We start from the raw sequence: 16,653 nt of genomic DNA, 5'->3' as shown, positions 1-16,653 counted from the left end.
CCGACGGCGGCCCGCACCTTCCGGTGTGGACCGCCGTCGTGGTCTTGCTGACTTTGATTCGCTTCGCCGAGGCTTAGCTTTCGCCGCCTGCACCGCCGGTGGTTCCAGCATTGACATCGAGAAGACGGTACTTCTCGATTGCCTGGGCCGGAGCCTGGGCATCTACTTCGCCACGACGGGCTAGCAGTTGCAGGGTTTTGGTGACGATGGAGTGGGTGTCGTTTTTGAAGTAGCGTCGGGCGGCTTGGCGGGTGTCGGAGAATCCGAAGCCGTCGGCGCCGAGGGAGGCGAATTCGTTGGGGATGAATTGGCGGATCTGGTCCGGGACGGCTTTCATGTAGTCGGTGACGGCGATGACGGGTCCGGTGGCGCCGGCGAGCTGCCGGGCGACGAAGGGGGTGCGGGGTTGTTCGCCGGGGTTGAGGAAGGCGTGTTCCTCGGCGGCGAGTCCGTCGCGGCGGAGTTCGTTCCAGGAGGTCACGGACCAGACGTCGGCGGAAACGCCCCAGTCCTGGGCGAGGATCCGCTGGGCTTCGATGGCCCAGGGGACGGAGACGCCGGAGGCGAGGAGCTGTGCGCGGGGTCCGTCGGTTTTTGCCGGGGCGAGCAGGTAGATGCCTTTGAGGAGGCCTTCGGTGTCGAGGTTTTCCGGTTCCGCGGGCTGGGTGATGGGTTCGTTGTAGACGGTGAGGTAGTACATGAGGTTCCGGTCCTCGGAGTGCTCCCCGTACATGCGTTGGAGTCCGTCGCGGATGATGTGGCCGATTTCGTAGCCGTAGGCGGGGTCGTAGGTGAGGACGGCGGGGTTGGTGGAGGCCAGGATGGGGGAGTGGCCGTCGGCGTGTTGGAGTCCTTCGCCGGTGAGGGTGGTCCGTCCCGCGGTGGCGCCGATGATGAAGCCGCGGGTCATCTGGTCCGCGGCGGCCCAGAAGGCGTCGCCGGTGCGTTGGAAGCCGAACATGGAGTAGAACACGTAGATCGGCACGAGGGGTTCGCCGTGGGTGGCGTAGGCGGTGCCGGCGGCGGTGAACGCGGCGACGGCGCCGGCTTCGTTGATGCCGGGGTGGATGAGCTGGCCCATGGGGGATTCCTTGTAGGCCAGGACGAGGTCCCGGTCCACGGAGAGGTAGTTCTGGCCCTTGGGGTTGTAGATCTTCGCGGTGGGGAAGAACGCGTCCATGCCGAAGGTGCGGGACTCGTCCGGGACGACCGGGACGAAGCGGGCGCCGAAGTTCTTGTCCCGCATGAGGTCCTTCAGGAGCCTCACGAAGGCCATGGTGGTGGCGGCCTGCTGTTTGCCGGAGCCGCGCTTGGCGACCTCGTAGGAGGTGGCCTCGGGCAGCACCACGGGGGTGTGGGTGGAGCGGCGTTCCGGGACGGGGCCGCCCAGGGCGGCGCGGCGGTCCATCATGTACCGGATTTCCGGGGCGTCCATGCCGGGGTGGTAGTACGGGGGCCGGTACAGGTCCGTGTCCAGCTGTTCGTCGGTGATGGGGATGCGCAGGTGGTCCCGGAAGGCCTTGAGGTCTTCCATGGTGAGTTTCTTCATCTGGTGGGTCGCGTTGCGGCCCTCGAAGTGGGGTCCGAGTCCGTAGCCCTTGACGGTCTTGGCCAGGATCACGGTGGGTTTGCCCTTGAACTCGGCCGCGGCCTTGTACGCGGCGTAGACCTTGCGGTAGTCGTGGCCGCCGCGTTTGAGGCCCCAGATCTGGTTGTCGTCCAGGTCCGCGACCAGGTCCTTGGTGGCCGGGGTCTTGCCGAAGAAGTGTTCGCGCACGAACCCGCCGGACTCGGCCTTGTAGGTCTGGTAGTCCCCGTCCACGGTTTCGTTCATGATCTTCACCAGGGACCCGTCGGTGTCCCTGGCCAGCAGCTCATCCCATTCCCGGCCCCAGACGACCTTGATGACGTTCCAGCCCGCGCCGCGGAAGAACGCCTCGAGTTCCTGCATGATCTTCCCGTTGCCCCGGACCGGCCCGTCCAGGCGCTGGAGGTTGCAGTTGATCACGAAGTTCAGGTTGTCCAGGTTCTCGTTCGCGGCGAGCTGGAGCAGGCCGCGGGACTCGGGCTCGTCCATTTCCCCGTCGCCCAGGAACGCCCAGACCTGCTGGCCGGAGGTGTCCTTCAGGCCCCGGTCGTGCAGGTAGCGGTTGGACTGGGCCTGGTAGATCGCGTTCATCGGGCCGATGCCCATGGACACGGTGGGGAATTCCCAGAACGCGGGCATCAGGCGCGGGTGCGGGTAGGAGGAGAGGCCGTGGCCTTGCTTGGACTTCTCCTGCCGGAACCCGTCCAGGTCCTCCTCGGAGAGCCGGCCCTCCATGAACGCCCTCGCGTACATGCCCGGGGACGCATGGCCCTGGAAGAACACCTGGTCCCCGCCGGAAGGGTGGTCCTTGCCGCGGAAGAAATGGTTGAAGCCGACCTCGTACAGGGTCGCGGCCCCGGCATAGGTCGAGATGTGCCCGCCCACCCCGATGTCCGCCCGCTGCGCCCGGTGCACCATCACGGCCGCGTTCCAGCGCATGTACGCCCGGTACCGTCGCTCGAACTCCTCGTTGCCCGGGAACGGCGCTTCCTGGTCCGCCGGGATCGTGTTCACGTAATCGGTGGTCGTCACCATCGGCACCCCCACCGACTGGGACCCCGCCCGCTGAAGCAGGCTGCGCATGATGAACTGCGCCCGCTCCGTGCCCTGCTCCCTGATCAACGCATCCAAAGACTCAACCCACTCGGCAGTCTCTTCCGGATCACGATCAGGCAGCTGGGAAGTCAACCCGCTAAGGATGTGTGAGGTCTCTTCTCCTGCAGCCACGTCCAACCTCTCTTTTGGCGCATTCATCGTCGCCTCAGGTCCGGCAGGGTAACTGCCCGTCATGAACGCGGCGTGTGCGACATATCGGTTACAACAGCCCGGTCATGTGCGCCGGGCAGGTTCTCTTGAGCTCAAGCTGCGCTATTCGCGGCGGGCGGTTGCCCTGCAGCCAAAGTCTTCACTGGCCACTGTAGCTTTGTAGGAGCCGCGATGCGTAGCCGTGCTGTCGCGAAGGCGTTGTATGTCACACTCAAGCTGTTACATCGTATGCAGGAGTAGCTGTAGTCACAGCGGTTGCCTTGGCTGCAGGCGTGGCTGGGGCGCGGAATATGGTGGAACGCGGGACAATGGCTTGAAGCCCACGCCCAAAGGGTGTTGGCTTGTAGTAATCGAAATCACTTCAAGAGGAGGAAACGTGAGCGAGGCCGACGCCGCCACATCGGTAAATGTGGCGGAAAGATTGGGTTTCAAAGATGGGGATCTGATTCAGGAACTCGGTTACGACGATGACGTCGATTTCGATTTGCGTGATGACATTGAGGAACTCACGGGTTCCGAACTGCTCGATGAAGACGATCACGAGGTAGTGGATGCGGTCATTTTCTGGTGGCGCGACGGCGATGGGGATCTTGTCGATGCGCTCGTGGACTCTCTGACCACCTTGGGCGAGGGCGGTGTGGTTTGGGTTCTGACTCCTAAATCGGGCCGCGACAACTACGTTTCGCCTTCGGACATTCAGGACGCTGCTCCTACGGCGGGATTGCACTGCACTACCTCCGCAGGCGTCTCCAAGGACTGGAGCGCTACTCGGCTGGTGGCACGCAAGAAGAACAAGTGACATACACCAAGTTGGACCCTGCCGGGCTGCGCCGCGGAGTTCCGGTTGTAGGGCAGGAAGCCCCGGATTTTGAGCTGGTAAACCAGTTTGGGGAACCAGTTCGCTTGTCCGGCCTTCGCGGCCGCAACGTGGTTCTTGTCTTCTATCCCTTCGCCTTCTCCGGAATCTGCACAGGGGAACTGTGTGAGATCCGTGACAATCTCGGTATTTTCGAACACGCCAACGCCACCGTCCTTGGCATATCGGTTGACAGCAAGTTTGCTTTGCGGGCCTACGCGGAAAAAGAAAGCTACGACTTTGATCTCCTGGCCGACTTCTGGCCGCACGGGGCAGCTGCCGAAAGGTATGGGGTTTTTGACTCCGCTACCGGCATGTCCTTGAGGGGTACGTTCATCATTGATGCCGCGGGTATTGTCCGGTATGTAGTCGTCAACCCGCGCGGCCAAGCACGCGATCTAGCGGAATATCGCGAGGCATTGTCCGCACTGGGCCAGGCCTAGCGCCGATGAGCACCCAACGGCCCGGCGTCGGAATGACTGGCTTTGCCGTTCTGCCGCCGGCCGACACCGTTGGATTGGACGCGGATGAGCTCGAAGCTCTCCACCAAGCCGCGAGGATTCTCGGGGGCAGACGTCTTGCAGTTCTGACAGGTGCCGGCTTGAGCACAGACTCCGGAATCCCCGACTATCGGGGTCCGGGAGCTGTGCCACGGAATCCCATGACCTTCCAGGAGTTCATCGGAAGCTCCGTCAACCGGCGTCGATACTGGGCGAGGAACCACCTTGGATGGTCCCACCTCCGCCATGCGGACCCCAATGCCGGGCATGCCGCCGTCGCGCTCCTCGAGCGCCGCGGGCTGATCACCGGACTCATCACGCAGAACGTGGACCGGCTGCACGAGGACGCAGGCAGCATGAACGTCGTGGACTTGCACGGCCGCTACGATCGCGTGATTTGCCTTGACGGGGGACACGTCTTCACTCGAAGGCTCGTCGCGTCGATCCTTGAGGAAATCAATCCAGGATTTCTGGAGGCCGCCCAAGCTTCCGGCGTGGTGGAAATGGCGCCTGACGCCGATGCCTCAGTGGAGGATCCCGAGCTCATTCGATCGTTCGTCGTCGCCGTTTGCCCCGTTTGCGGGGGAACGCTCAAGCCTGACTTCGTGTACTTCGGCGAAAATGTGCCCAAGGATAGGGTGCAGCGCGCCTATTCGATGGTGGACGAGGCCGGGGCCCTGCTAGTGGCGGGGTCTTCCTTGACGGTCATGAGCGGGTTGAGGTTCGTGAGGCATGCGGCCAAACTCGGCAAACCTGTGGTGATCATCAACCGAGGACCGACCCGAGGGGACGGGTTCGCGAGCCTCAAAGTGGAAGCCGGGGTCAGCGGCGCTCTAGCGTGGCTTGCTGCCGAACTTCCCGATCTATTGTCCGCGGATTCGCGGATTGGTATTACGGGCGAATGATCCGGTAGAGTACATGTTCGTTGGTTGAAGCGCCGAAGGCGTTGAAATCAGTGTTTGGGTCTTTAGCTCAGCTGGTAGAGCGCCACGTTTACACCGTGGATGTCATCGGTTCGATCCCGGTAGGACCCACCAAATGGAAAGAGCCCCTGAGCTGCGAAAACGCAGCTCAGGGGCTCTTTTTGTTTTTGCTCAAAGATGCGTGTGGGCTGGTGCTTGCCGCCCATCGTTGGGCGGTTCAGAATGGTCGCATGACAGCGTCTGGAGATGCGGCGCGTGAAAAGAGGCTGGCGGCCATTGGCACGACGGTGTTCGCCGTCGCCCCGGCAACCGTTGCAGGCCTGTTGCCGTGGGTGGTGACCCGCTGGAAAGTGCAGGAGCCCGTGCCGGGAGGGCTGGTTGCCCAGTGCGCTGGAGTCCTGCTGATTGGCGCAGGCACGGCGGTGATCACCGATTCGTTTGTACGTTTCGCACTCGAAGGACTGGGCACGCCGGCACCTTTTGCACCACCGAAGAACCTCGTGGTCAGTGGGTTCTACAGGTTCGTGCGGAACCCCATCTACGTGGCCATTGGGGCCGCCGTGACCGGACAGGGCCTCTTACTGGGACAGCCGAAGCTGTTCGTCCTGGCGGCGCTGGGTGCCGTTCCCGTGGTGGCCTTCGTCAGGTTGTATGAGGAGCCGGCTCTGGTTCGTAAATTCGGAGCCGAGTATGAGGACTACTGCGCCAACGTCCCGCGCTGGCTGCCGCGGCTCACGCCTTGGCAGCAGAGCTAGCGCTCTGGACCCGTTCCGCTGCGGGGAATTGGAAGAGCTCTCCACCGCGACTATTGGGGGATGCCGCGGTGGAGAGCTCAAAGATGAATATACAGAGAATTTCTGGATATGGAAAGGAAGCGCGCCCTTCGTCCGGGAGGATCCTTCCAGCGCTGAGCCACTATGATGGTATTTGTTCAGTGGATTGAACAAGCGTGATTGCCGCGGATCGGAGTTCCGCTGCCTAGGCAGCATTTCTTCTGGCCAGCACGCGCCCACTCTGCGCCAGACGCACTATCGCGAAGGAGAATCATGGCCGATTCCCGCACCCCCCGTTCCGCCGATGGCTTGGGGAGCTCCTCGCCAGCGCCGGCTGTGACTCGCGCAGCGGCGGTATTGGACGCCTTGGCTGAGGCTCCTTCGGGTCGGCTGACACTCAGTGACCTTGCGAGGGAGCTGGGGATTCCGAAATCTTCCACCTCAAACCTGCTGCTTGCCCTCGAGCAAGCCCGGCTTATTACCCGCGAAGGTGCCGACTTTTCCCTTGGCCGGAAGTTGGTTGAACTTGGTGCCGCGTACCTCAGCCGGCTCGATGAAGTCCAAGAGTTCTACAAGTTTTGCGAGCAGGCGCCGACACTGTCTGGGGAAACAGTGCGGATCGCGATGATCGACGGCGATCACATCATTTACCTGGCTCGTTACGAAGGGCACCCGGCCGTCCGGCTTACCTCAAACATTGGCGACAAGATGCCGCTTTCCCTGAGTGCCGTCGGCAAGGTGCTTTTGGCACAGCTTCACGACCATGACATCGAGGCGATGTTCCCGGATGATGTGGAGCTTCCTGTCATGACTCCCAAGTCCCTCCGCAGCGCTGCTGAGCTCAAGGCCCAGGTGGTTGCGATCCGCAAACGGGGTTATGCCTTGGAGGACGAGGAATCCACCCTCGGCGTGGTTTGCCTTGCCGTGCCCGTTCCTACCCATGGGGCACATGGCCCCAGCCTCGGTCTCTCGGTGACTGCCCTCAAGGCCACCTTTTCCGAGGAGCAGGCTGCCCTGATGGTGAAGGAGCTCAAGGAGCTCGCTCACTCGCTGGGCAACCCGATGGGCTAGCTCATCTTGTCGCGCGGCGAGGGTCATAAATAAATCTGATTACACCATTTGAAACTTGTCCAACGTGCTGTACTCTGTTCACTATAGTGAGTCACGCCATGGCGGCTGACGCTATCTCGCCAGACCAACGGGGGTCTGGAGTGTTCTTGAGGGAGTGCTTGTGACAACTCGTACTAAGACAAAGCTTGCTGAAATGGACGGCGCAGTAGTTGAGCCGGAACAACTGCGAAGGGCAACTCTAGCCAGCTCCGTAGGATCCGCTCTGGAGTACTACGACTTCTACATTTACGGTCTGGCTTCGGCCCTGATCTTCGGACCGCTATTCTTCAAGCCCTTGGGCGAAAGTGGCGCATTGATCGCGTCGTTCGCAACCTATGGCGTTGGATTCGCGGCGCGGCCCTTCGGTGGTATCTTTTTCGGCTTCATCGGAGACCGCTTCGGCCGCAAGATGGTCCTCCTGATGACCATCGGCATGATGGGCCTTGCCAGTTTCGCCATCGGCCTGCTGCCGACGTTCGAACAGGCCGGCATGCTCGGCGCTGTTCTGCTCGTGGTGCTCCGTATCATCCAGGGCCTCGGCGCTGGAGCCGAGCAGGCAGGCGCAACAACGCTGATCTCCGAAGTTGCTCCGCCCAAGCGCCGCGGCTACTTCGCTTCGCTGCCGTTCGTTGGCATCCAGCTCGGAACCCTTCTTGGCGCCGGCACCTTTGCACTGATTGGCATGGCTAACAAAAGCGTGCTTGAAGGCTGGCTGTGGCGTGTGCCTTTCCTCGCCAGCTTCATCCTGATCATCGTGGCCGTTTTCATCCGTCTCAGGCTGAAGGAAACTCCGGTGTTCCAGGAGCTTGAGAAGCACAAGAATGTGGTGAAGAACCCCGTCGGTGAGCTCTGGAAGCACTCCAAGAAAAATGTGTTGGTGGGCATCGGTCTTCGCATGGGCGAGAACGGCAACTCTTCGATCTACTCGGCGCTGCTCATCTCCTTCATGTCCGTCAAGGAAGGCGTCTTCCCTGGCGACAAGTTCATCGGCCCGGTCGGCCTGCTGATAGCCGCCGGATTTGCCGCCGTCATGGTGGTCACTTTCGGCGCCCTGTCTGACCGTATTGGTCGCGTCAAGGTTTACCGCTACGGGGCGCTGTTCCAGGCAATCTTCGCGATTCCCGCCTTCTACCTGGTGACCCTCGGCAACGTGACCCTCGTATGGGCCGTCATGGTTGTCGGCATCGCCCTTGGCGTGCAGTCGATGCTTGGCCCGCAGTGCCCCCTGCTGCCCGAGCTCTTCGGCTCACAATACCGGTTCACCGGTGTGGCATTGAGCCGCGAACTGTCGGCTGTCCTGGCCGGCGGACTCGTGCCCCTCGTTGGTGTTGCACTCTTGGCTGCGACGGGCAACTCGTGGGTGGTTCTGGCGGTCTACTCGCTGGTCCTGGCACTGATTTCGTTCATCACGACGTTCTTCACACCGGAAACGGTCGGCCGCGACCTCCTGTCGCTGGAGGACGCTAAGTAAGCCGGTCCCGCTCCCCGACGTGCGCAAGCAGCGGCGGCCCCCTCCGGGTAAGGAGGGGGCCGCCGCTTTGCGTTAAGTAGGGCACTTCCGATCAGAGTGGCGCAGTACAACAAAGCGGCCCCTCCGGAACACAGGAGAGGCCGCTAGGTTTGGCGCTGAGTTGTTGGCGGTTTAGTAGAAGTGCACCGTGTCCACAAGGTGGGGGAGCTCGCCGCCGTCGAGGAACGTGCGCAGGTTGCTGACGAAGCGCTCGGCGATGAGGCGGTTCTCGGCGGCGCTGAGTGCCGAGGTGTGTGGGGAGACCATGACCTTGGGATGGTTCCACAGTGGGCTGTCTTGGGGGAGCGGCTCCACGGCGAAGACGTCCAGGCATGCGTAGGACACCTGGCCGTTTTCCAGGGCTTCGAGGAGGGCCTCCTCATCAACCACGGTTCCACGGCCAACGTTGACAAAGACCGTTCCGGGCTTCATTGCCGAGAAAACGTCGTGGTTGAAGAGGTTCTCCGTGTACGGCGTACCGGGGAGGGTGTTCACGACGGCGTCGGCCGAAGCGAGGAGCCCGGCTAGGCCGTGGTTGTCTGCCACCTCGTCGATTCCCTCGATGGTTTCGACGTTCCGCTTGGTTCCGCTGACCTTCATGCCCAGTGCGCGGGCGATGCGGGCGGTTTCCATGCCGATCTCGCCGAGGCCCGTGATGACCAGGTTCGAGCCGTTCACAAGTTTGGTGGGGGTGCGCAGCTCGGGCCAGACCTTGGCAGCCTGGTCCTGCGCGAGTTCCGCGCTGCGTTTGAATCCGTTGAGGATGCCTAGGGCGGCGAACTCGGCAAGGGGGAGCGCGTGTACGCCTGCGGAGGTGGTCACCTTGAACTTCTGCAGAGTCTCGCTGTCGAGGCCGGAAGCCTTGACGGCGCCACCGGCGCCAGCGGCCATGGCGTGGATCCACTGCAGGTGCGGGTTGCTCCGGGCGATGCGGGCCAGTCCGGCCGGGTTCTCATTGGGGAAACCGTAAAGGACCTGTGCCTTGTTCAGCATGGACCAGTAGCGGTCCTCTTGTTCCGGAGTGCGCTTGAAATCCGGATCGCCGGAATGGTCGGCCGGGAAGCGTTCCGGGGGAATTAGATCCGGTTCGTAAAGGACAGTAATGGCGGGATCTACTGCTCGGATACGCTCCACATGCTCAGCTTCGAGCGGGACTGCGATCGCGATGGTAAGTTCATCAGTCGTCATAGTGTTCATCATACTGAATTGAGGCTAGGATATTGAACAGTTTTTGAAATATGAACCACAAAGAAGTGAGGTGCAAACGGTACATGACAGCCAACACTGTAGGTTTTGTGGGACTCGGACTCATGGGCTTCCCCATGGCCGCCAATCTCCTTGCCAGTGGCTGGGAGGTGACCGCTTGGAACCGTTCGGCCGAGGCACTGACCGAGTTGGAGAAGCTCGGCGGAAAACGTTCGGAATCGGTTGCCGAACTGCGTGACCAACCCGCCATAATTTTCATGCTTCCAGATCTCTCCTACATCCAACACGCCGCCGCGCCGCTGCTCGACTCCTGGCGTTCGGCGGCGCCGCTCCCCGGAACCGCAGTGGTCGTTATGAGCAGCGTGTCGCCGACGGCCGTCCAGGAATTCGGCCGGACCGTCCATGATGCCAGTGGCGGGAACGCCGTCGTCGTCGATGCCCCTGTCAGCGGCGGAACCAAAGGTGCGCAAGAAGGCACGCTGGCCATCATGGTGGGAGCCAGCGAAGAAGACTTCCAGCGAACAATCCCGGTACTTCAAGCCATGGGCACCACCGTCCGCCGTATGGGTGCCCTGGGCGCGGGTTCGTTGGCCAAGGCCTGCAACCAGCTGATCGTCGGGACCACGACGGCGGCGCTTGCAGAAGCTACCGAACTCGCCGAGCGCTCGGGCATGGATGCTTCTGCCCTGTTCGATGTCCTGGCCGGGGGGCTCGCCGGAAGCCGCGTGTTGGAGATCGTTGGACCTCGGCTTGCGGCCAAGGACTATGCGCCCACGGGCCCCGCGAAATTCATGCACAAGGATCTCAAGTTCGTCCTCGAAAGCGCCAAAGCGGCCGGTGCCGCCGTCCCGATGGCAACTGCCGGCGTCGAACTTTACCGCGAACTGATCGATCAAGGCCTTGGCGACCAGGACCTCGCCGTCGTCCGCCAGGCCATCGCCAATCTCAGTGACTCTTCCGTAAGCCCTCTGAACTAAGTAAGGAAACAACCATGAGTGGAATCTTTGATCTCGCCGGGCGCGTTGCGCTCGTTACGGGATCCAGCCGCGGCATCGGCAACGCGCTGGCCCGCGGATTGGCTGATGCAGGTGCCACCGTCGTTCTCAACGGCATCAACACGGAACGGCTCAAGGATGCAGAAGCCGCCATGGCAGCGGACTTCGGACCCGGCCGCATCCACAGCTGCGCGTTCGACGTCACCAGCGATACCGAAGCAGCCCGCGGCGTTGCCTGGGTGGAGGAAAACGTCGGCCCCCTCGACATCCTGGTCAACAATGCGGGCATACAGCACCGCGTCCCCATGCTGGACCTCGACGTGAAGGACTGGGATCGGGTCATCACCACCGACCTCACCAGTGCTTTCCTCGTAGGGCGAGAAGCCGCCCGCCACATGATTCCGCGAGGCCGCGGCAAGATCATCAACATCTGCTCGGTGCAGACGGACCTGGCGCGTCCCACGATCGCCCCCTACGTTGCTGCCAAGGGCGGACTGCGCAACCTCACGCGCGCCATGACCGCCGAATGGGCGGCTGCGGGCCTGCAGATCAACGGCATCGCCCCGGGTTACATCCACACTGAAATGACCCAGAACCTCGTGGACGATCCCGACTTCAATTCCTGGATCCTTGGCCGCACGCCGGCCCACCGATGGGGCACCGTGGAGGATCTTGCCGGTCCTGCCGTGTGGCTTGCTTCGGAGGCTTCCAATTTCGTCAACGGCCAGACGATCTTCGTCGACGGCGGAATGACGGTGGTCGTCTAATGAGCGATATCCAGCACGCTGGCTTTCAGCTTCCCGGGACTTCCCCGGCTGTCGTCGCGCACGCGGCCGGCGACCTTCGCATCGAGGACATAACCTTCACTGCTCCGGCTCCCGACCAGGCCGTCGTGGAGATTGCCTACGGTGGCATCTGCGGCTCGGACCTCCACTACTGGCTCCACGGTGCGGCTGGCGAATCGATCCTCAAGGCGCCCTTGGTACTTGGCCACGAAATCGTCGGCACGGTGGTCCAGCAGGCAGCCGACGGCAGCGGTCCGGAAGCCGGCACCGCCGTCGCCGTCCACCCGGCAAGCCCCGCCCCCGGCGCCGCTAAATATCCGGAAGACCGGCCCAACCTTTCCCCGGGCTGCACCTACCTCGGCAGTGCCGCCCGCTTCCCGCACACGGACGGCGCCTTCAGCCGCTACGCTACGCTGCCGTCCCGCATGCTCCGGGCACTTCCTGCCTCGCTCAACCTGCGCACGGCGGCGCTCGCGGAACCGGCGAGTGTTGCATGGCATGCCGTCGCCCGTGCAGGGGATGTGGCCGGAAAGACGGCGCTCGTGATCGGAAGCGGCCCGATTGGGGCGCTTGCAGTTGCCGTCCTCAAACGTGCAGGGGCGTCCCGGATCGTGGCTGTGGACATGCACGACAAGCCTCTTGAGATAGCCCGCGCAGTGGGTGCGGACGAGGTCCTGAAAGGCGATGATTCCGAGGCAATCGCAGCGGTGGAGGCCGACGTCGTGATCGAGTCCTCCGGTAGCCACCACGGACTGGCTTCGGCCATCAAGGGCGCCGTGCGCGGTGGCAAGGTGGTCATGGTCGGGCTGTTGCCCTCGGGCCCTCAGCCGGTCTTCATTTCGCTGGCCATCACCCGCGAGCTCGAACTGCTCGGCTCATTCCGCTTCAACGACGAGATCGACGACGTCATTGCCGCACTTGCGGACGGCTCGCTCTACGTGGATCCGGTGGTGACGCACGAATTCACTCTGGAGCGTGGCTTGGAGGCCTTCGAGGTGGCCAGGAACTCGGCCGAATCGGGGAAGGTCCTCCTGAACTTCCAGCCCGCGGCCTAGCCGCCCAAGCAATCGATCGAGCGGTGCTGGCGGTCAGCCGTCAGCGCCGCTCGACTGGAACAAAGACCCGAGGCTGGCCTTCCCAGCTAGGTGACAAGTCCACGATTGTTTCCCGCATGATGTTGGACGAGGCTTCGCGGGCTTTGTCGCCGTCCCCGTCGCTGATGCCCTGGGCTACGTCCAGGTGCCATTGCAAGGCCGCTTCCTTCGGATGTTCGGGCATGAGCCCGTGGACCGTCCGGCCGGTGAGTGTTTCCGAGACCTGACCGATCAGGTTCGCGAACATTTCATTGCCGGAACCGGACAGCACCAGCGCGTGAAAGCGGATGTCCAGGTCCAGGAAGGTGGGCATGTCGCCCGCACGGCCCGCTTCACGCATGGCCAGGGAGATTTCCACCAGCTCGCTCCGAAGTGACTCCGGAGCGTTCTCCGCAGCCAGTTCTGCGGCTACGGGCTCGACGGCGGAGCGGAGTTCGGCGAGGGAGCGCAACTGTGCGCCGCGGCCTTCTCCGGCCAACCGCCAGCGGATCACCAGCGGATCGAAAGGATTCCAGCGGTGCGCGGGGAGGACCCGGATGCCAACGCGCTTGATGGTTTCCACCAGTCCCAAAGACTGCAGCACCCTGACGGCCTCGCGTACCACCGAGCGGGACACCTTGAGCTCCTCCTCGAGGTGCTCGGCCAACATGACATGACCTGTGGGGAGCCTGCCGCCGACGATCCGGGTACCCAGATGCTCGACAGCGCGGAAGTGGAGGCTGGTTGACATAGTTGTAAGCATAGTGGCGTTGACCGCTGCGGTACTGGCAGCACGGCCAGCGGGCAACTCCCCACAGCGCGGGCTCGCAACATAGACTCTTTTGTGACGCGGACGCTTCCGAAACGTGGGCGAAACTTTCCCAGACACGGTCCGAATACGTATGGTTTATTCCAGCTACTGCTTTGGAAAGCGTTTCCTCGCTTCCCGCAGGACTCAATGCACAAGAACGAATTGGAGTTTTGATGTCAGCACACATCGGTGTCACCGGCCTCGCGGTGATGGGCGCCAATCTGGCCCGCAACCTGGCCCGCAACGGCTTCACCGTTGCCCTCCACAACCGCTCCGTCGAGAAGACCGACGCCCTGCTGGCCAAGCACGGCACGGACGGCGACTTCATCCGCACGGAAACCCTCAAGGAACTCGTAGACTCCCTTGAGAAGCCCCGTCGCGTCCTGATCATGGTGAAGGCCGGCAAGCCGGTTGACGCAGTCATCGACCAGCTCGTTCCGCTGCTGGAGCCAGGTGACATCGTGATCGACGCCGGCAACTCACACTACGAGGACACCCGCCGTCGCGAAGCCGCGCTCGCCGAGAAAGACCTGCACTTCGTGGGTGTCGGTGTTTCCGGTGGCGAAGAGGGCGCCCTCAACGGCCCCTCCATCATGCCCGGCGGTTCCAAGGAGTCCTACGACGCTTTGGGTCCGCTGCTCGAGAAGATTTCCGCCAAGGTTGACGGCCAGCCGTGCTGCGCCTGGATTGGCACCGACGGCGCCGGACACTTCGTCAAGATGGTCCACAATGGCATCGAATACGCTGACATGCAGGTCATCGGTGAAGCCTTCGATCTCCTCCGCTCCGGCGCCGGCATCGAGCCCGCTGAGCAGTCCAAGATCTTCGCAGAATGGAACAAGGGCGAACTCGCCTCCTTCCTGATCGAAATCTCCGCCGAGGTCCTGGGCCACGTTGACGCCAAGACCGGCAAGCCGTTCGTCGACGTCGTCGTGGACGCGGCCGGCCAGAAGGGCACCGGCCGCTGGACGGTCATCTCCGCCCTCGAACTCGGTTCTCCGGTTTCGGGCATCGCCGAGTCCGTCTTCGCACGCGCCCTGTCTTCCCAGGCAGAACAGCGCAAGCTCGGCCAGGAGCTGCTCGCCGGCGAGGAAATCGCCGTCGAAGTTCCCGAGAACTTCGTCGAGGACGTCCGCCAGGCGCTGTACGCCTCCAAGCTGGTTTCGTACGCCCAGGGCCTGGACATGCTGACCTCCGCCGCCAAGGAGTACGGCTGGGACCTCAAACTCGATGAAATCGCTTCGCTGTGGCGTGGCGGCTGCATCATCCGTGCCGAGCTGCTGAAGGAAATCACCAACGCCTACGCAGCCGAAGAGAAGCCGGCCAACCTGCTGTTCGCCCCGGCCTTCACCAAGGCGATCGCCGGCGCGTTGCCGGCATGGCGCCGCGTGGTGGCAACCGCAGTCCAGCTGGGCATCCCGGTTCCCGTGTTCTCCTCCTCGCTGGCCTACTACGACGGGCTGCGCCGCAAGCGCCTCGCTGCAGCGGTCATCCAGGGACAACGTGACCTCTTCGGTGCGCACACCTACGGCCGCGTTGACGCCGAGGGTACGTTCCACACCTTGTGGGGCGAAGACAAGTCCGAAATCTCGGCAGTCGACACGCACTAGAGATTGGGGCAGGCCCTTTCGTGTCGACTCCGTCGACACGTCGGGACCCTGCTGCCCCACTCTTTGGGGCAGGCCCTTTCGTGTCGACTCCAAGCCACGAGGGACCCTGCTGCCCCACTCTGCTCCTGACAAAGGCCGGCACTTCCCCGATACTGTGGGAGGCGCCGGCCTTTGCCGTAGGCGGGCCGTGCGCGAATACACCCCACAGACGAGGAGCAATCCATGCCGCAACGCGTCGCATTTGTCACAGGTGCGTCAACAGGAATCGGTTTCGAAGCCGCCATCAAGCTCAGCAAGGCAGGGATGGTGGTATACGCCGGGGCGCGGAGGGTCGAGAAGATGGAGCCCCTCAAAGCCCGTGGGATCAAGGTGTTGTCCCTGGATGTCACCGTCGAAGAGTCCATGAAGGCCGCTGTGGACCTGGTCCTGGCCGAGCAGGGACGGATCGACGTGCTGGTCAACAACGCCGGATACGGGTCCTACGGCTCGTTGGAAGAGGTACCGCTGGACGAGGGCAGGCGCCAGTTCGAGGTCAACGTCTTCGGTCTCGCCCGTATGTCCCAGCTGGTGATTCCCGCGATGCGGGCCGCGGGTTCAGGCAGGATCATCAATGTGTCCTCGATCGGCGGCAAGATGTACGAACCCCTTGGCGCCTGGTATCACGCAACCAAGTTCGCCGTCGAGGGCCTTAGTGACTCGCTGCGGCTCGAGCTCAAGCCGCATGGCATCGACGTCGCGATCATCGAGCCCGCCGGAACCGACACGGAGTGGGGCACCATCGCCGGCGAGAGCCTGCTCACGGTGTCTGGACATGGACCCTATCGGGACCAGGCAGGCGTTGTCGCGGCCGCCTTGGCTTCGACGTCAGGGACGGCACTGTCGACGCACCCGCGGACCGTCGCGGGCGCTATCGCACATGCTGCAACAGCGCGAAGGCCCAGGACCCGCTACCCGGTGGGTAGGGGAGCCTGGACCATCCTGGCGTTGCGGAGGGTTCTTCCGGACCGGGCCTTCGACACGGTCTTTTGGAGCGCCTACAAGCGCTTCGCTGCCTAGATCCGGTATTCGATGTAGTACTCGGCCGGGTCGACGGCCGGCTTGGTTTCGCTCTTGGCATCGCGGTGCCGCCACGTTGCGGGAACGCCGGTGATGATCGACTCAGGCGGTGCGTCTTTGACCACGACGGCGTTGGCGCCTACGGCACTGTCCGCGCCGATGGTGATGGGGCCAAGGACCTTCGCCCCGGCTCCGATGGTGACCCGATCTCCGATGGTGGGGTGGCGCTTGACTTTGGCCAGTGAGCGGCCGCCCAGCGTCACGCCGTGGTAGATCATGACGTCTTCGCCGATCTCGGCGGTCTCACCGATCACCACACCCATGCCGTGGTCAATGAAGAACCTCCGGCCGATGGTCGCACCGGGGTGGATCTCGATTCCGGTCAGGAACCGGGCAAGCTGCGAAATGAGCCGTGCCGGAAAGCGCAGGTCAGGGTTCTGCCACAGTTTGTGCGTCAAGCGGTGCGCCCAGATAGCATGCAGCCCGGAGTACGCAAAAAAGTTCTCAAAGGAGCCTCGGGCCGCCGGGTCATGTGACCGGGCGGCCTCGAGGTCCTCCATAAGTCTTGCGAAGAAGCTCACAAAGACCTTT

Annotated in this window: 15 protein-coding genes and 1 tRNA gene; 12 read left to right on the top strand and 4 right to left on the bottom strand. The window is 63.0% G+C overall.

The features are described 5' to 3' along the window. Positions 1–73: 73 nt before the first annotated feature. Positions 74–2,842, bottom strand: a complete 2,769-nt coding sequence (gene aceE / locus LFT43_RS12300) for a pyruvate dehydrogenase (acetyl-transferring), homodimeric type (RefSeq protein ID WP_395797146.1) — start codon at positions 2,840–2,842, stop codon at positions 74–76. Between the two features lie 388 nt (positions 2,843–3,230). Between aceE and LFT43_RS12295 the strand changes: the two genes are divergently transcribed. The 7 genes from LFT43_RS12295 (at position 3,231) to LFT43_RS12265 (ending at position 8,487) form a co-directional block, all read left to right on the top strand. Then, positions 3,231–3,653: a DUF3052 domain-containing protein gene (locus LFT43_RS12295; protein WP_059387755.1), complete on the top strand. Its 423-nt coding sequence runs from the start codon at positions 3,231–3,233 to the stop codon at positions 3,651–3,653. After that, positions 3,650–4,153 (top strand): peroxiredoxin, encoded by a 504-nt coding sequence (locus tag LFT43_RS12290; RefSeq protein ID WP_395797143.1) that lies wholly within the window; start codon positions 3,650–3,652, stop codon positions 4,151–4,153. The genes LFT43_RS12295 and LFT43_RS12290 overlap by 4 nt, the downstream gene beginning before the upstream one ends. Positions 4,154–4,158: 5 nt before the next feature. Next, the gene (locus LFT43_RS12285) at positions 4,159–5,115 is read left to right on the top strand and encodes an NAD-dependent protein deacetylase (RefSeq protein ID WP_395797141.1); all 957 of its coding nucleotides are present in this window, start codon (positions 4,159–4,161) and stop codon (positions 5,113–5,115) included. Between the two features lie 56 nt (positions 5,116–5,171). Next, positions 5,172–5,247: transfer RNA gene (locus tag LFT43_RS12280), tRNA-Val, on the top strand. Positions 5,248–5,363: 116 nt separating this feature from the next. Next, the gene (locus tag LFT43_RS12275) at positions 5,364–5,888 is read left to right on the top strand and encodes a methyltransferase family protein (protein ID WP_395797139.1); all 525 of its coding nucleotides are present in this window, start codon (positions 5,364–5,366) and stop codon (positions 5,886–5,888) included. Positions 5,889–6,179: 291 nt separating this feature from the next. Then, the gene (locus LFT43_RS12270) at positions 6,180–6,977 is read left to right on the top strand and encodes an IclR family transcriptional regulator (RefSeq protein ID WP_395797137.1); all 798 of its coding nucleotides are present in this window, start codon (positions 6,180–6,182) and stop codon (positions 6,975–6,977) included. A gap of 154 nt (positions 6,978–7,131) precedes the next feature. Beyond that, the gene (locus LFT43_RS12265; RefSeq protein ID WP_395797135.1) at positions 7,132–8,487 is read left to right on the top strand and encodes an MFS transporter; all 1,356 of its coding nucleotides are present in this window, start codon (positions 7,132–7,134) and stop codon (positions 8,485–8,487) included. A gap of 171 nt (positions 8,488–8,658) precedes the next feature. Here the strand turns inward: LFT43_RS12265 and LFT43_RS12260 are convergent, their stop codons facing one another. Continuing rightward, entirely contained in the window at positions 8,659–9,726 is a 1,068-nt protein-coding gene (locus LFT43_RS12260) for a D-2-hydroxyacid dehydrogenase (protein ID WP_395797133.1), read from the bottom strand. Between the two features lie 71 nt (positions 9,727–9,797). Here LFT43_RS12260 and LFT43_RS12255 point away from each other — a divergent pair, with 71 nt between their 5' ends. The 3 genes from LFT43_RS12255 to LFT43_RS12245 are packed head-to-tail and all read left to right on the top strand — an operon-like array spanning position 9,798 to position 12,567. Continuing rightward, positions 9,798–10,709: an NAD(P)-dependent oxidoreductase gene (locus tag LFT43_RS12255; protein ID WP_395797131.1), complete on the top strand. Its 912-nt coding sequence runs from the start codon at positions 9,798–9,800 to the stop codon at positions 10,707–10,709. 14 nt (positions 10,710–10,723) lie between these two features. Beyond that, positions 10,724–11,494 (top strand): SDR family oxidoreductase, encoded by a 771-nt coding sequence (locus LFT43_RS12250; RefSeq protein WP_395797129.1) that lies wholly within the window; start codon positions 10,724–10,726, stop codon positions 11,492–11,494. Continuing rightward, the gene (locus tag LFT43_RS12245; RefSeq protein ID WP_395797127.1) at positions 11,494–12,567 is read left to right on the top strand and encodes an L-idonate 5-dehydrogenase; all 1,074 of its coding nucleotides are present in this window, start codon (positions 11,494–11,496) and stop codon (positions 12,565–12,567) included. The genes LFT43_RS12250 and LFT43_RS12245 overlap by 1 nt, the downstream gene beginning before the upstream one ends. Before the next feature lie 40 nt (positions 12,568–12,607). Here LFT43_RS12245 and LFT43_RS12240 read toward each other — a convergent pair whose 3' ends face one another. Beyond that, on the bottom strand, positions 12,608–13,336 hold the full coding sequence (locus LFT43_RS12240; RefSeq protein WP_395797125.1) for a FadR/GntR family transcriptional regulator: 729 nt from the start codon (positions 13,334–13,336) through the stop codon (positions 12,608–12,610). Positions 13,337–13,569: 233 nt separating this feature from the next. Here LFT43_RS12240 and gndA point away from each other — a divergent pair, with 233 nt between their 5' ends. Further along, positions 13,570–15,006 (top strand): NADP-dependent phosphogluconate dehydrogenase, encoded by a 1,437-nt coding sequence (gndA, locus tag LFT43_RS12235; protein WP_395797123.1) that lies wholly within the window; start codon positions 13,570–13,572, stop codon positions 15,004–15,006. A 222-nt stretch (positions 15,007–15,228) separates the two neighbouring features. Further along, positions 15,229–16,062, top strand: a complete 834-nt coding sequence (locus LFT43_RS12230) for an oxidoreductase (protein ID WP_395797121.1) — start codon at positions 15,229–15,231, stop codon at positions 16,060–16,062. Here the strand turns inward: LFT43_RS12230 and epsC are convergent. Next, positions 16,059–16,643 carry a serine O-acetyltransferase EpsC gene (gene epsC, locus LFT43_RS12225; protein ID WP_265979904.1) on the bottom strand — a complete coding sequence of 195 codons (585 nt, stop codon included), beginning with the start codon at positions 16,641–16,643 and terminating at the stop codon, positions 16,059–16,061. The genes LFT43_RS12230 and epsC overlap by 4 nt on opposite strands. Positions 16,644–16,653: the final 10 nt, after the last annotated feature.

This window comes from Arthrobacter sp. FW306-04-A, from assembly GCF_044358315.1.
Taxonomy (GTDB): domain Bacteria; phylum Actinomycetota; class Actinomycetes; order Actinomycetales; family Micrococcaceae; genus Arthrobacter.
Note: the sequence above shows the minus strand (reverse complement) of the source record. Positions and strands in the feature narration are given on the sequence as shown.

What these genes read in the sequence shown, in the direction of transcription:
- aceE (WP_395797146.1), bottom strand. Translation starts at nt 2,842, where the DNA reads ATGAATGCGCCAAAAGAGAGGTTGGACGTGGCTGCAGGAGAAGAGACC.
- LFT43_RS12285 (WP_395797141.1), top strand. Translation starts at nt 4,159, where the DNA reads ATGAGCACCCAACGGCCCGGCGTCGGAATGACTGGCTTTGCCGTTCTG.
- LFT43_RS12275 (WP_395797139.1), top strand. Translation starts at nt 5,364, where the DNA reads ATGACAGCGTCTGGAGATGCGGCGCGTGAAAAGAGGCTGGCGGCCATT.
- LFT43_RS12270 (WP_395797137.1), top strand. Translation starts at nt 6,180, where the DNA reads ATGGCCGATTCCCGCACCCCCCGTTCCGCCGATGGCTTGGGGAGCTCC.
- LFT43_RS12260 (WP_395797133.1), bottom strand. Translation starts at nt 9,726, where the DNA reads ATGATGAACACTATGACGACTGATGAACTTACCATCGCGATCGCAGTC.
- LFT43_RS12255 (WP_395797131.1), top strand. Translation starts at nt 9,798, where the DNA reads ATGACAGCCAACACTGTAGGTTTTGTGGGACTCGGACTCATGGGCTTC.
- LFT43_RS12250 (WP_395797129.1), top strand. Translation starts at nt 10,724, where the DNA reads ATGAGTGGAATCTTTGATCTCGCCGGGCGCGTTGCGCTCGTTACGGGA.
- LFT43_RS12245 (WP_395797127.1), top strand. Translation starts at nt 11,494, where the DNA reads ATGAGCGATATCCAGCACGCTGGCTTTCAGCTTCCCGGGACTTCCCCG.
- LFT43_RS12240 (WP_395797125.1), bottom strand. Translation starts at nt 13,336, where the DNA reads ATGTCAACCAGCCTCCACTTCCGCGCTGTCGAGCATCTGGGTACCCGG.
- gndA (WP_395797123.1), top strand. Translation starts at nt 13,570, where the DNA reads ATGTCAGCACACATCGGTGTCACCGGCCTCGCGGTGATGGGCGCCAAT.
- LFT43_RS12230 (WP_395797121.1), top strand. Translation starts at nt 15,229, where the DNA reads ATGCCGCAACGCGTCGCATTTGTCACAGGTGCGTCAACAGGAATCGGT.